Raw genomic sequence first — 14,639 nt, forward strand, 5'->3', positions numbered from 1 at the left:
GTCGTTTACTGTTGTTTATTGCTGCTCTCGTTACTACTTGTTGTACTGCTTGGCGATTCAGTAGGTTCTGGTACGGTGTTGTCTTGCTCCAGTGTCATTTGTACGAAGGAGCGCAGATCGTCTTCATCGCTAATTCCAATAACTGACGCGCCGCCAACCCGGTCCTCCGCAATGAGATCCATCGGCGGTATTTGCGTTGTGCTGGCCACATGGCTTTTTACGCCAAGCTGACCGAGCTTCAGCATATCCGGCACACTGATGTTCGTTTTCACGTAAGGCTGTACGCTCTCAAGAATCTTTTTCATTTGGATAATGTTCCAAGTCGATTGAAGCTCTTTGGACACCGCCTGCAAGAAATTTCTTTGACGCTCGGTTCGCGTGAAATCACTCATCGCATCGTGGCGGAAACGAACGTATTGAAGGGCTTTATCGCCATCAAGCAGCTGGTAGCCTTTTTTGAGATCGATATCGTAACGATTGCGGTCAGCATTATCGGTGTAATGCATATCTTTTTCGACATCGAAGTAAATGCCGCCCATCGCATCAATCAGGCTCTTAAAACCTTCAAAGTCGGTATAGACATAATATTGAATGTCGAGACCAAGCAGATCTCCAACAGTTTTCATAGCAAGTGGATATTCTCCTAAAGTAAGTGCTGTATTAATACGGCCTCTTCCATGTCCTTCAATGTTGACGTATGTGTCGCGAAGAACGGAGAATAGATGTGCTTTCTTGGTTACGGGATCGAAGGAAGCAACCAATATGGAGTCCGAACGAGCTACTTGCCCCTCGTCTACCCCACGAGCGTCACCGCCGAGCAGCAATATATTAACGCGCTCTTTGCCTTCCCATTCGGGAATTGGTACAGGCGTTGCTTCAGCATCTTCTGTGGGCGTCTTTGTTGGCTCTGGATCACTGAATTTATCAAGCGCACTATATACCCCTACGCTCCAATAAATGACAAACGCTGCTACTACACCAAGAACGACAGAGAGGCTGATATAAATCCGCTTCCATCTTTTTTTCTTCGCCATTTTAGCAGTCTCATTTTTCGATTCTTCAGTCGTCTCTTTATTCGTCTCTTTAGGCATTTCGTTAGACGTGCTCCTTTCAGCTGTTGCGGAATCGTTTTGATCCAATGAGGGTAGATTTCAATGTAAGCATGAGCAAAGATGGCATAGCGAATGATCCGCTTCCAAAAAAAAGTTAGCAGAGCAGCATACGTTAGAAATATAAGAACGCATAAGTATGAGCCTTAATCACCGCTTATATTTCATCAGCCAACAAAAGCTTCGCTGCACAAGGCAAAGACAGTCGTTTACGCTAAGCGTGAACTAATGTATGATTACATATCATAAAATTATAAAGCTGAACGACATGCAGAAGCAAGTTTTATCGTTTTAAGTAAATAAAGATCGGTATTTCCTAGGAAATGTCGAAGTGGAAGGGGCAATAACAACCAGATGCTAGCAATCGATGTAAAGGATTTACGCAAGCAATTTAGTGTGCAAAAAAACCGTGAAGGCTTATCCGGCGCCCTCAAGGACTTGTTTAAACGCGAGTACAACGAGGTAACGGCGGTTAAAGATATTACATTTCAAATCCCGCAGGGAGAAATTTGCGGGTATATTGGCGAGAATGGAGCCGGGAAATCGACAACAATAAAAATGCTTACCGGTATTTTGGTGCCTACCTCAGGTGAGCTCAAAGTGAACGGATACGTTCCGTTTAAGGATCGAGAGAAGTTCGTTAACGGGATTGGCGTTGTGTTCGGACAGCGATCCCAGCTGTGGTGGGATATTGGCGTCATTGAATCGTTCCAATTGCTGCGCAAAGTATACCGGGTGTCTGAGGCGGATTTCCGCAAACGGCTTAACGAGCTGGTTGAGCGGCTTCAACTTGGCGATTTATTGAATCGTCCTGTACGCAAGCTGAGCCTAGGGCAGCGGATGCGATGCGAGCTTGTTGCTTCGCTCCTGCACAATCCATCCATTCTTTTTCTCGATGAGCCTACAATTGGTCTCGATATTGTCGTAAAGACAGAAATTCGTGATTTTTTGATGCAAATGAATAAAGAGCAGGGTACGACAATTTTGTTAACGACACATGATCTGCAAGATATTGAGGCGCTTTGCTCTCGCGTCATTATGCTTGATGATGGACGCATTATTTATGATGGCGGACTGGATGATCTGAAGAGCAGATGGAGCAAGGGCCGCGAAATACAGTTCCAATTTGCAGGACATACTCCGCTTACCAAGCTGCAGCAGTTGACCAGCACACTCGATGTAACATGGACGATGGAGAATGAAGTGTCCGCGAAAATGTGGCTGCCGCATGCAGTTAATGTGTCCGATGCATTGGCATGTGTTGTTGGCGGTGTAGAAATCCGCGATATCAAAATTATCGAAACAAACACCGATGACATCGTTCGAAGCATTTATTCCTCCGGCTCTGCGACAACGACCAAGGAGACGGTTCAATCATGATGAGCGCTTATATCGATTTTATTCGAATACGGTTTATCATGATGCTTGCCTACCGCGTTAATTATTATAGCGGTATCATTATTTATGCGATTAATATTGGTGCTTATTACTTTCTGTGGCAGGCGATTTATGGAGACAAGGAGACGCTGGCTGGATTCACTGTTACCCAAATGACAACCTACGTTGCGGTATCATGGATGGCCCGTGCCTTTTACTTCAATAACCTTGACCGAGAGATTGCGAATGAAATAAGGGATGGGAGCGTAGCTGTTCAGCTTATTAGACCATATTCCTATTTAGTCGTAAAAATGATGCAAGGCTTCGGCGAGGGACTGTTCCGAATGCTGCTCTTTATGGTGCCGGGGATGATTATCGTTTGTTTCCTATTCCCAGTTAAATTGCCAACAGATCCGACGACCTGGCTCATTTATTTAGTCATGCTGTTCTTTAGCTTTCTAATCAACTCGCAAATAAATATTTTGACCGGCCTATTCGCTTTTTTCGTTGAGAATAACGAAGGTATGATGCGAATGAAACGTGTTATGGTCGATTTGTTCTCAGGCGTAGTTGTGCCGATTGCTTTTTTCCCAGGATGGTTGTCGGCTATTATGCAGTGGCTGCCGTTCCAAGCCATTACGTATTTGCCAAGCTCCGTCTTCACAGGGCGGACACCTAGCGATGAAATATTGCAGGTGTTTGGCATTCAAGTGCTTTGGTTTGTAGGGCTGCTGGTGCCAATCTGGTTAACGTGGCGCGCCGCTCGCAAGCGGTTGTTCGTGCAAGGGGGATAATAAACATGAGATATGCATCATTATTTTTGGAGTACATTAAAAACTACGCGAAAACGCGTCTTACTTATCGTGCAGACTTTTGGATCGAGGTGCTTTCCGACTTATTGTTCCAAGGAATGAACCTCATCTTTATTTTGATCGTGTTCCAGCATACGCCGTCGCTCGGCGGCTGGTCAGAGGCAGAGGTCGTATTCGTTTATGGTTTCTTCATGATTCCATATGGCGTGTTCAGCACCTTCTTCAGTATATGGAATTTCAGCGAGCGTTATATTGTGAAGGGCGAAATGGACCGCGTTCTTACACGCCCAGCACATAGTCTATATCAGGTGCTCCTCGAAAATGTAGACCCGCCGTCTTTGATTGGTTCCTTCGTCGGGGCTATAATTATGGCGCTCTGTTGGACGCAGCTCGATTTGCCTTTCCAGATTCTCGATATTGTTGTGCTTATGCTCCTAATATTAGGCGCGGTACTCATTTATGCGGGTCTTTACACGGCGCTGAGTGCTATTTCCTTTTATTCCGACGCACCAACAGGAATCGTGCCGTTGATGTACAACATTCAAAATTATGGACGGTATCCTGTTAACATTTATAACAAAATGATTCGGTTCGTACTAACATGGCTGCTGCCGTTTGCTTTCGTAGGCGTCATTCCAGCCTCTTATTTTCTTGAGAAAAAGGCGGATGATCTCTCACAGCTTGCGCTCCTAACTCCAGTGATGGGAATTATCGTGTTCTCATTAGGACTGTTGTTGTGGAATCATGGCGTAAAGCGATATCGAGGAGCTGGATCATAAGCTGTTCGGTTCTAAGATTGTACGTGTGCAGCAAAAATGATGGGGGACTATTCATGACACAGCTTCAAATGGGAGATATAGCGCCGGAATTTGTATTGCCGGCGTCAAATGGAGAGAATGTTTCGCTTAGCGATTATCGCGGAAAAAATGTGGTCCTCTACTTTTATCCTAAGGATATGACAACAGCATGCATACAGGAATCATGTGATTTTCGAGATGCAAACGCTGAAATGCTGAAACGAAACACGGTTATTTTGGGGATCAGCATCGATACGGTAAAGTCGCATCAGCGTTTTATTGAGAAGAAGGAACTTCCTTTTCTGTTGTTAGCTGATGTTGAGCATGAGGTATGCGAGCTGTACGGTGTATGGCAATTAAAGAAGCTTTACGGCAGGGAGTACATGGGTCTCGTCAGATCGACTTTCCTGATCGATGCAGCGGGCAAGCTTGTACAGGAGTGGCGCAAGGTAAGGGTGAAGGGACATGCAGAGCAGGTGCTTGATGCAGTGAGGCAATTGCAGCCAGCTGCTTCTTATGAATAGCGATGCGGTAAATGAAAACAGGACGGCGCAGGTAATATCTGCTCCGTCCTGGGACCAGCTTGTTCGTTTAAAATGATGGAGTTTGCAGGGGGATGTCACAAGTAGATTTATCTGCTTGCGGACATCCCTTTGCTGCTGTTTCACTGCAAGTGAAAGAGTAAAAAGATGGAGCAGGGAAACAATAGAGGAAGCTTTCTCATTTTTTTATAGAGATGTGAAATTATAAAATCCTGTTAATTAGTTAAATTTGACATTGACAGCACGCTGTCACATTTATAATATTGACTTGCTTGTTAGATAGGGGGCTATGTAGTTGATCAGGCTAAACAACATCAGAAAATCGTATCGAGTAGGGGCGGTTTCAGTAGAAGCGGTTCGTGGCGTTAGCTTGACGGTTGAAAAAGGTGAAATCTTCGGCATCATCGGTCATTCTGGAGCGGGTAAGAGCACGCTGCTCCGCTGCGTCAATTTGCTGGAAAAACCAACATCGGGCACGGTAAATGTTGGGGATGTGGAGCTTACTGGCTTGCCTGAGAGGCAGCTGCAAGCACATCGCAGACGTATAGGAATGATTTTTCAGCATTTTAACCTATTGTCGATGTCTACGGTTCGAGATAATATCGCATTTCCGCTTGTTCTCGCTAAGCTTTCAAAGGCAGAGATGGATAAGCGCGTGAATGAGCTGCTGAAGCTCGTTCAACTCGAAGGGCATGCGGATAAATATCCTTCTCAGCTTTCAGGCGGTCAGAAGCAGCGTGTTGGTATTGCGAGGGCGCTCGCGAACAATCCGGATGTATTGCTCTGCGATGAAGCGACATCGGCATTGGATCCGCAGACAACGAATTCAATATTATCATTGTTGCTCGATATTAATGAAAAGCTAGGTATTACTATTTTACTTATTACACATGAAATGAACGTTATACGTTCGATATGTGATCGTGTGGCCGTCATTGATGATGGTGAAATTGTTGAGTTGGGTGACGTTCTGCATGTGTTTCTAAAGCCGGAGCATCCCGTTACCCGCGACTTTGTTGATCAAGTTTCGGACAGTGTTGCAAATGGGCAATTGCTGCGCGGCCGCACTGGGCGACTACTGCGTATGACATACATTGGCGAGCTGACTTATGAGCCTATTTTGTATAATGCCGTGAAGCCGACATCTGTTCAATTTGCGATTTTGCAAGGTACCGTATCGCGTATGAAACACACGCCTTACGGTCAGCTCATCGTGGAATTGATCGGCAGCGATGCGGAGATTGATCAAGTGATTGATGTTTTGCGTAAAGATGGGCTGGAGGTGGATGCGATATGATGAGCTTCGAAAACGTTCGTATTCCTGAAATCTGGGATGCTACGAAGGATACGCTCTATATGTTGTCGGCCTCGCTCGTATTTACAATTATTTTCGGATTAATAATGGGCGTTGTCCTGTTTTTAACTTCTAAACGGCAACTGCTGCAGCAGCCTCTCGTCTATGGCGTACTTTCATTTATCGTCAACGTGCTGCGCTCGGTTCCGTTCGTTATATTAATGATTATGATTATGCCGCTTACGAAGATCATAACGGGAACGACGCTTGGTGTAGAAGGGTCTATTCCACCGCTCGTTGTAGCAGCAACACCTTTCTTCGCAAGGCTGGTGGAAACGTCGCTGCGTGAGGTGGATCGCGGCGTCATTGAAGCGGCGCAAGCCATGGGCGCATCAAAGTGGGACATCGTTCGCCGCGTCCTGCTTCGCGAATCCAGTCCTAGCTTACTTGCTGCGGTTACGATAACAGCGGTTACGCTCGTCTCCTATACGGCGATGTCGGGTGTGATCGGCGGGGGCGGACTTGGTGACTTGGCGCTGCGCTATGGCTATCAGCGTTTTCAAACAGATGTGATGCTAGTAACTGTTGCACTGCTCATCGTGCTTGTTCAGGTGCTGCAAACGATCGGGGATGCTTTAGTACGTCGTTACAGTAGAAAATAAGTAAACAGCAGCTCATGCAGCTTAGAATGAAATGACAACCTTGGAGGAATGAACATGAAAAAGACAAGTTATATGATTGTGACTTTACTGCTAATGTTTGCACTAGCAGCTTGCGGACAAAACAAAAATGCCGATGGAAACTCGGCCGGATCAGATGTCAATCAAGGAACGGAAACGCCAGGAGCGGTTAAGCTGAAGGTAGGAGCTTCTCCTGTACCGCATGCGAAGCTGCTTGAATTTGTAAAGCCGATGCTGAAGGAGCAGGGCGTAGACCTCGAAATTATCGAGTTCAACGACTATATCCAACCGAATACACAGCTTCATGAAAAAAATATTGATGCTAACTTTTTTCAGCATACACCATATTTAGACCAGTTTAACAAAGACAAAGGTTATGATCTTGTTAATGTAGCTGGCGTTCATATCGAGCCTTTTGGCGCTTATTCCAAAAAAATTAAAACAATCGAGGAGCTGAAGGAAGGCGCGAAAGTGGTTATTCCGAATGATCCTTCGAATGGTGGACGTGCGCTTGCCCTTATGGCTTCGAATGGTCTGCTGACGCTGAAGGATGGCGTAGGTGTGAGCGGAACCGTTGCAGACATTATCGATAACCCGAAGAAGCTCGATATTAGAGAAGTGGAAGCAGCGACGCTTCCGCGTGTATTAGGTGAAGTTGATCTGGCTATGATCAACACGAATTACGCGCTTGAAGCTGATCTTGTTCCAACGGAAGATGCGCTTTTCATTGAAGGAAACGACTCACCATATGTGAACATCCTAGTCGCACGTCCGGACAATAAGGATTCCGAAGCTATACAAAAGCTCGTTGCGGCACTTCGTTCGCCTGAAGTAAAGAAATTTATTGAGGAAACCTATAAAGGCGCGATTGTTGCTGCGTTTTAAGCGGGTCGTTTTATAATCATCATTGCAAAAACAGCTGAGCATGCGAGTAATCGCTGCTCAGCTGTTTTTTTGTTTGCATTTTTTAAAGAGACACATGATTTAACCTACGTCGTTGTCTCGGATACCCAAGCAGCAGTGATTGGCTGTGTATTGCTCATCGAGCTTCCTAAGAATATAAATAGCTTAGTCATTTACGAGAGAAAGAACTCATATAATCTATCAGAATGAATGAGTTTTCTATTCATAGGTAGAGAAGGGTGGCAGCGTGAATGCAGCGTATGTGGCGGATTGTGATTTGTATGATCGTCGTTTGTTTTGGCTTGATTGAGCTTGGCGGTTTTGGGGTGCACAAAGGAGAGGCTGTAAATGATCAAGAGATCATACAGGCAAGAGCCGCTGCTGCGGTTACTAATTATGAAGCGATGCCGCATCTAACGGCGCAGGCATCTTACGATACAGAGAAACAGCTGGAACAAGGCAAATCGGCGGCTTCTGCTGCGGTACCAAAAAATGATAGAGTCCAAGCAGATTCACTAGTGTCTAATCAAAAACTTTTGTATTTAACATTCGACGACGGTCCTAGTAAAAATACCGATCAGGTGCTGGATATTTTGAAGCGGGAAGGGATAACGGCGACTTTTTTTGTACTCGGTGAGCAGGTGCTGAAGCAGCCAGAATTAGTTAAACGGATCGTGAAGGAAGGTCATGCGATTGGCAATCATACTTTTGACCATAAATATAAACGTTTATACGGAAGTTTTGCTGAGTTTGCTGATCAGGTGATGAAAACGGATGAGGCTATCTATCGTACGACTGGGGTTAGAACAACGCTAGTTCGCGCGCCAGGCGGCACGTACAGCAACTTTGATCAGGGATACTTTGATGCGATGAAAGCGGCAGGTTATCAGGTGCATGACTGGAATGTAGACAGTGGGGATTCGAAACGGCAAGGCGTGCCAGCCTCGGAGATTTTGACGACTATTAAAGGCTCAAAGATTGCAAGCAAGTTAAATGTATTGCTTCATGACAGTGCGGGGCATGCAGAATCTGTTAAGGCATTGCCATCCATTATTAAATATTACAAAGAAAAAGGTTATACATTTGCCAAGCTGACGGATCAGGTTGAACCTATCCAGTTCAAGGTCGCTAGTAAACTGAAGTGGAACCGTAAGCAGGTCACGAAGCAGCAAGTGACTGAACTGACTTTATTTTCGGAGAAGCTTAGCCAAAGCAGTCTGTCCGTCCAAACGGAAAAGCAGGTACCTACCCTTATTTTGCACCGTGGCGAGAAAAGTCTGGTACTTGAGTCGAGCGAATACGGAATAAAAAATGGCTTTATTGTGGTGTCGCTGCAAAAGCTAACGGAGTGGATCGAGGACAGCATAGAATTAGAGCTGAACCAAGAAGTTATAGAAGAGGACGCAAGCGCAATCCGTGAACTGCCGAAATCTGGCAAGGAGGACCAATCCATTAATGAGCGGAAGGACCAGATTCTTGTCCCAGTGCGTGAGACGCTGCAAAAATTCGGAATTGCGATAACAAAATATGTGTACAACGAAACAGAACGGGAAATTTGGGTAACGGAGTAATAGAAAGGTTTCTAGCAGGTCTAAAGTGAGAGAAAGCTGGGGACACTGAAAAATAGATAGATTTATTTTTCAGGAGGCGATTTATACGATGATTTCTCCCCAATTTTCTGAGGATGCAAAAGAGGATCGTTATAGTCATTGGCCGGAAGCACCGCAGGTGCTGCTGCATCGATTGCTAGTAAAGGTAGAGAGTGTATTGCTAGGCAAGCAGCAGGTCATTCGAAATACGTTAACCGCACTTCTGGCAGGTGGTCATGTTTTGCTAGAGGATGTGCCAGGTGTCGGCAAGACACTGCTTGCTCAGGCGTTTGCAAGAGCGGTGGGCGGAGATTTTAAAAGAATTCAGTTTACGTCTGACATGCTCCCAGCTGATATCGTTGGCGGCGTCGTGCTTGATGCTCGGACGAGTGAGCTAGTCTATCGGCCTGGGCCCATTATGGGCAATGTGGTGCTTGCTGATGAGATTAACAGGACATCGCCGCGCACGCAATCTGCGCTTTTAGAGGCAATGGAGGAAAGACGAGTAACGGTAGAGGGTAAAACGCGCAAGCTGCCGGTACCTTTTATGCTGATAGCTACACAAAATCCGCTTAGCTTCGAGGGGACTAATACGCTGCCGGAAGCACAATTGGATCGTTTTATGATGCGGTTGACGATTGGTTATCCTGGCTCAGCAGAAGAGAAGCGCATGCTCGAACAATACGCGAATGGTAATCGGATTGAACCCGAACGACTGCGTCCTGTCATCGCTACGGAAGAATGGCTGCAAATGCAGGCCGAGGCAAGGCAAACTCATATGCATCCGGCACTGCTTGAATATATGGTGCAAGTAGCCGATGCGACGCGCCGTGCTCCAGAGGTGGTGCTTGGCTTAAGTCCGCGCGCACTGCGCGATTGGCTGCGGGCATCGCAGGCGAATGCCTACATGGAAGGACGCGGATATGCGATACCAGATGACCTGCTCGCTACAGCTGATGCTGTACTTCCGCATCGTTTATCGCTGCGTTTTAACGCGGCCGCTTCAGGTGCTGATGCAGCTGCGGTTATGAGGCGGACGATACGCGAATGTCCTATGCCTGCTGCCGTGGGAAGCGGGAAGCGCCGATGAATGCACCTTCTCAGGATGAATTGTTGCAAGGCGGAACGCAGGAGAGCGAAGCTGCCGATACTAGTTATTCACAAAATGGTAACAGCGCAGCACCGTCTGATATCAGCGGGCAAAGAGCAGCTGCGGTACAAGTAAAAGAAACCAATCTAGTGAACGAGGAGCAAGGCGAGCCAGCTTCTTCTTATCGTACGAGATGGATGGCTTGGTGTATCATTACGGCGGGCTGGGCAAGCAGCTTGGCAGCTGTAATGATGAGGGGCGGTGCCGTGGAGTGGTTCATGCTGTCCGTATTCAGCATGATTGTTGTTGTTAGCGGGCTTGCGCCTATGCTGGCTGCAGCTGGTTTAAATGCTATAAGAGTGTTATCGCAAGAAGAGACGAGAGAAGGAGGACAGCTTGAAATACGCCTGACGTTTAGGCGTTCCTTCCGCGTTCCTTTTGTATGGATAGCCATTTATGACGAAACGAGCAATGTCAGCTCGCCAGCTAATAACAAAATCAATGTTCGCACGGTGCTCATGCCAATGTTCGGCCAAGAAATGACCTACCGCTATACACTGCATAATCTGCGGCGCGGAAGGCATCCCTTCGAGTATGTATCGGTCTCCGTTGGCGACTGGCTAGGCTTAACAGCCATTCATAAGCGAATAGCTGCCAATGGACAATTTGTTGTGCTGCCTGGGCTGCCTCATGCCGAAGAGATACATAAAGCGGAACGTGCGGGAGGCTCAGCATTATATGCTGTACATTCTTTGGTTGCTGCAAAAGCTCAGGATCATCTTGGAGATGTGGGGCGCGAAGAGATTAAAGCAGCTGTGAGAGCTTCGGGACTAGGACCAGACAGCCGTCCATATCGGGAAGGTGATTCGCTGCGCCATCTGGATTGGCGCAGTGCAGCCAAAGGACGCGGTTTGCAGACCAAAATCCACCCCTTAGAGCGGCCGGCTAAAACAGTTATTGCCGTTGACACACTATCATCTGCTTATGGTCAGGATGATCGGTTGTTCGATGCTTGTGTAGGCTGGGCGGCGCTTGCACTAGCACAGGCTTCTTCGCTAGGTCATGCTGTGACATTGCTGCTTGGACAAGGCGGTGCAGTGCTGCAGTCGTCTACGGGTGGAGGAACTCAAACGGGTCTACCTGAGATGCTGCATCAAATGGCTTTGCTTCGCGCGGATGGAAAGGGCTCTCTTGCTGGAATTCTTGCTGAGGAGTCGAATTTGCAAAATCGCGGCAGCACGATTCTTGTGTTTACTGCTGACTGGAGAGGCGGAAGGAGCTGGGGTGAGCTGGCTGGATTCGCTGGCGAGCAAGGCTGCAGATTAGAGTTATTTATCATTACGCGCAGCAATGTGCCTACCTTCGCTATGCGTGAACAACAGAAATGGTTGGAAAGCGGCGGCGTCAAAGTGACGTGGCTGCATGTCCCTGCGAGCATGAACACGCTCCCTTACGCCGAGGAAGGAGGCGACAATCATGAGTTTGCATAAAAGTGACATAGCAGAGAGAACAGGAAAAGGGCTGCAATCTGATCCTAATCTATTGCGCGGTGATGCTGCGGAGGAATCATTAGGCTACCGCTTTATTACGACGTTACTTCTGTTTGGTCTGCTCGCGGAATGGCTGTTGCCTTGGGTGAACGCAGGAGAATGGTCAGTTATTTATAACCCCGCTCCACTGATTGTTGTTATCGGAGTGGTACTGCTGGCAGGCCTGTTTCGTTTGCCAATTGTTTTTACTTTGGTTTTGAATGCGTTGTTGTGCATATTTAGTCTTATGTGGATTTACAAAGGTGCTGATCAAAGCAGTTTGCAATGGCTGCTTGCATTCCCAGGCCTGTTGAAAGACGATGTGGTACTCATTTTAGAAAATGGGCTGTGGTCGATGTCGGGAGAGCTTCGGACTCTGCTGCTGTTTATAGGCTGGGCGATGCTGGCTCCTGCTTTGCAGGCTCTATTATGGATGCGGCAGACAGCGCTTGGCATCGCATGTATCACGCTTGTTTATTTAATCACGCTGCATGTCTGGCTTGGGATTGATGTGATGGGAGGCTTAATGCGCACCGTAGTAGAAGGTCTTTTGCTCGGCGCAATTGTCTCTGTACCACGTGTTAAGCGAATTATTAATACAGGTGCCGGCAAGCTTAGCGGACTGGATATGCGCTGGATATCAAGTTCGGTGTTTGTCGTACTTATGATACTTGGCTGCGGTCTTTTGTTTGCGGGCGGACGCGGTGCCACAATGCCTCCGGCAAACTGGACTGCTTCCTTCAACGATCGATTGGAGAAGACAATTCAATCGCTAGGCAATCAGCAAGGCTCAATCCATGTGATGGGGCAAACCGGATTTGAACGATTAGGCCGTGCGTTTACCGGGTATGGCTTTGACGACAGCATGCTGGGGGCGTCCGTACAAAAGGACGACAGCGTGTTATTTATAGGCAGCTCAACTGAAAGAGCATACTGGCGCGGTGAATCAAAGCAGGTGTATGACGGCCGCGGCTGGATCGATACCGCGGGCAGCTCTGTTTTGCTTCCTATACGAGGTTCAGATGTAGCAGCCTCAACTGAGGCTGCAATGGAAGCAGGGAATAAGCAGCTTGGCCCGCTCATTCGGCAAACGGTTGTTTGGTCAAAGCCGACAGCGGGTATGCCGCTCTTTGCGTCAGGCCAATTTGGCAATGTGACTGAGCTTGTTGCAGCTGATCCACGCAGGAAGCTGGGAAGTTATGTATACAATGCGGATAAAAGTTCTTTGTACGCGCAGTCGGATACGGCGAAGATTGAGAAGTATACGGTAGAGAGCGTGCTTGCAGTAACGGATGAAGCACAATTACGCGCTTTGAGCAGTACTTCGGACAGTAATTTGTCTACAGGAAACGGAGCAAATGCTGCTGCAGAAGAAAGTGCTGCGGAGCTGGAGCCTTATTTGCAGCTGCCCTCGAATTTGCCAAGCCGCGTAACAGCATTAGCTGCTGAGATTGCGGGCGGTGGAGTGACGAGCCGCTATGATCAGGTTAAGGCGATAGAAGATTTTTTGAAAGTGAGTTATACGTACACGCTAGAGGACAGCGCGCTCCCACCGGAAGGCAGCGACTTCGTTGATCATTTCCTCTTCGAGCAGCGCCAAGGGTATTGTGTGCATTTCTCAACGGCTATGGTCGTATTGCTTCGTTCGCAAGGGATACCTGCTAGATGGGTCAAAGGATTTACTCCGGGTACTCCGGTTGGGGAGAGCACGGCAAGTGACACTTTCGGGACAGGTGAGCTGGTGGATTATGAAGTTAAAAGCTCAGATGCGCATGCTTGGGTTGAGGTTTATTTCCCAGGCGCAGGCTGGGTGCCCTTTGATCCGACGCCGGGATTCAGCGGCGTCTTGAATGTCGCATCCGCCAGTTCTGCGGGCGGACAACTTGCTGCTCCAGCGATGGGTGCAGCGGGAACCGCAGCTGCAAGCGGGGGTCTTAGCGAGGCAAGCTTATCGCACCTCGCAGCTTCGGTCGAGACGGCGGCAGAGCAAGCCGCCTCAGCCATTGCACGAGGAGCAGACTCCCTCGTGCAAGCGGCGCAAAGCGCCGCCAAGAGCGCAGCGGCGGCATCGCCCGCCGCTGTAGTTACCACAGGCGCGGCCGCGCTAGCGCTTGCGGCCGCGGCCATTGCTGCGGCACAGCACCAGCGGCTCCGCCTCTCGCTGGCGCTGCGCCGTTATGGCGCGGCTCACGCGGACGTCGCGAAGCTCGCCGGCGCAGCCGAGCCCTATCCGTCACATGAAATGGTGACGGACAGGGATGCAGCGCCAGCGGCGATAGCACGCTTGCGCCGCAGCGCTAGTGGCGCGGCCGAAATGGCGCCGCGCAGTGGAAAAGCACCGCGCGACGCCGATGGGCGGATTCGCGCGAGCTTCATTGCTGTGAGCAGCGCGTTATCGCCGCTGCTGCAACGTCGTTTCGGCGCGCAATCGCCGGGGCAAACTGCGCGTGAATATGCAAGCGCAACGGAGCCGACGCTTGCTGCCGAGCAGCAGGACGCACTGCGCCAGCTTACAAGCTGGTTGGAAGAAGCACATTTTGCTGCGCCAGGGCCTTGGCCGGGTGCGCCTACTCCGTCTGCTTTACGGACCGTTCTACGAGTACTGGACAAGCAGCCCATCCAGAAATCGAATAAAACTTCCGCTGATAAGAAAAATGAGCGGAAGAGAACTGACATTGCTATGAAGGCGCCAAAATGATTCATATGCTTGTGTGTCTGTGCTAGAAGGAATTTCTCCCGTTAATTATTGAAAAATGAGCCGATGACGGCCATTTTTCACGAATTAACGGGAGTTTTTCCATTTAGTTAGCTGTGTTGATAACTTATGAGGCTAAATTAGATGGAGATCTTCCAGTTATTTTCTCAAACGCCAGTTAAAACAATCGCATTTTATATGCAACGCCTTAAATTTTAATTT

12 protein-coding genes are annotated in these 14,639 nt (G+C 48.2%); 11 read left to right on the forward strand and 1 reads right to left on the reverse strand.

Going from position 1 to position 14,639, the window contains the following annotated elements; all coding sequences use genetic code 11:
- Positions 1 to 5: 5 nt before the first annotated feature.
- Positions 6 to 1,091 carry an LCP family protein gene (locus AC787_RS20480; protein WP_414730956.1) on the reverse strand — a complete coding sequence of 362 codons (1,086 nt, stop codon included), beginning with the start codon at positions 1,089 to 1,091 and terminating at the stop codon, positions 6 to 8.
- Between the two features lie 372 nt (positions 1,092 to 1,463).
- Between AC787_RS20480 and AC787_RS20485 the strand changes: the two genes are divergently transcribed.
- From AC787_RS20485 to AC787_RS20535, 11 genes are all read left to right on the forward strand, one after another.
- Positions 1,464 to 2,489: an ATP-binding cassette domain-containing protein gene (locus AC787_RS20485; protein ID WP_054026478.1), complete on the forward strand. Its 1,026-nt coding sequence runs from the start codon at positions 1,464 to 1,466 to the stop codon at positions 2,487 to 2,489.
- A complete protein-coding gene (locus AC787_RS20490; protein WP_054026479.1) occupies positions 2,486 to 3,280 on the forward strand; it encodes an ABC transporter permease in 795 nt (264 codons plus the stop codon). The genes AC787_RS20485 and AC787_RS20490 overlap by 4 nt, the downstream gene beginning before the upstream one ends.
- A gap of 5 nt (positions 3,281 to 3,285) precedes the next feature.
- Entirely contained in the window at positions 3,286 to 4,077 is a 792-nt protein-coding gene (locus AC787_RS20495) for an ABC transporter permease (RefSeq protein WP_054026480.1), read from the forward strand.
- A gap of 53 nt (positions 4,078 to 4,130) precedes the next feature.
- Positions 4,131 to 4,619, forward strand: coding sequence for a thioredoxin-dependent thiol peroxidase (gene bcp, locus AC787_RS20500; protein WP_054026481.1), 489 nt, complete (start codon positions 4,131 to 4,133; stop codon positions 4,617 to 4,619).
- A 313-nt stretch (positions 4,620 to 4,932) separates the two neighbouring features.
- The gene (locus tag AC787_RS20505) at positions 4,933 to 5,934 is read left to right on the forward strand and encodes a methionine ABC transporter ATP-binding protein (RefSeq protein ID WP_054026482.1); all 1,002 of its coding nucleotides are present in this window, start codon (positions 4,933 to 4,935) and stop codon (positions 5,932 to 5,934) included.
- Positions 5,931 to 6,593: a methionine ABC transporter permease gene (locus AC787_RS20510; RefSeq protein ID WP_054026483.1), complete on the forward strand. Its 663-nt coding sequence runs from the start codon at positions 5,931 to 5,933 to the stop codon at positions 6,591 to 6,593. The genes AC787_RS20505 and AC787_RS20510 overlap by 4 nt, the downstream gene beginning before the upstream one ends.
- A 54-nt stretch (positions 6,594 to 6,647) precedes the next feature.
- Positions 6,648 to 7,496, forward strand: a complete 849-nt coding sequence (locus AC787_RS20515) for a MetQ/NlpA family ABC transporter substrate-binding protein (RefSeq protein ID WP_054026484.1) — start codon at positions 6,648 to 6,650, stop codon at positions 7,494 to 7,496.
- Between the two features lie 269 nt (positions 7,497 to 7,765).
- Entirely contained in the window at positions 7,766 to 9,085 is a 1,320-nt protein-coding gene (locus AC787_RS20520) for a polysaccharide deacetylase family protein (protein WP_054026485.1), read from the forward strand.
- A gap of 88 nt (positions 9,086 to 9,173) precedes the next feature.
- The gene (locus AC787_RS20525) at positions 9,174 to 10,193 is read left to right on the forward strand and encodes an AAA family ATPase (protein ID WP_054026486.1); all 1,020 of its coding nucleotides are present in this window, start codon (positions 9,174 to 9,176) and stop codon (positions 10,191 to 10,193) included.
- Positions 10,190 to 11,683, forward strand: a complete 1,494-nt coding sequence (locus AC787_RS20530) for a DUF58 domain-containing protein (protein WP_054026487.1) — start codon at positions 10,190 to 10,192, stop codon at positions 11,681 to 11,683. Before AC787_RS20525 ends, AC787_RS20530 begins: the two co-directional genes overlap by 4 nt.
- The gene (locus AC787_RS20535; RefSeq protein WP_054026488.1) at positions 11,670 to 14,420 is read left to right on the forward strand and encodes a transglutaminase domain-containing protein; all 2,751 of its coding nucleotides are present in this window, start codon (positions 11,670 to 11,672) and stop codon (positions 14,418 to 14,420) included. The genes AC787_RS20530 and AC787_RS20535 overlap by 14 nt, the downstream gene beginning before the upstream one ends.
- The last annotated feature ends 219 nt before the right edge of the window (positions 14,421 to 14,639 follow it).

The organism is Bacillus sp. FJAT-28004 (genome assembly GCF_001280845.1).
In the GTDB taxonomy this organism is placed as follows: domain Bacteria; phylum Bacillota; class Bacilli; order Paenibacillales; family Paenibacillaceae; genus Pristimantibacillus.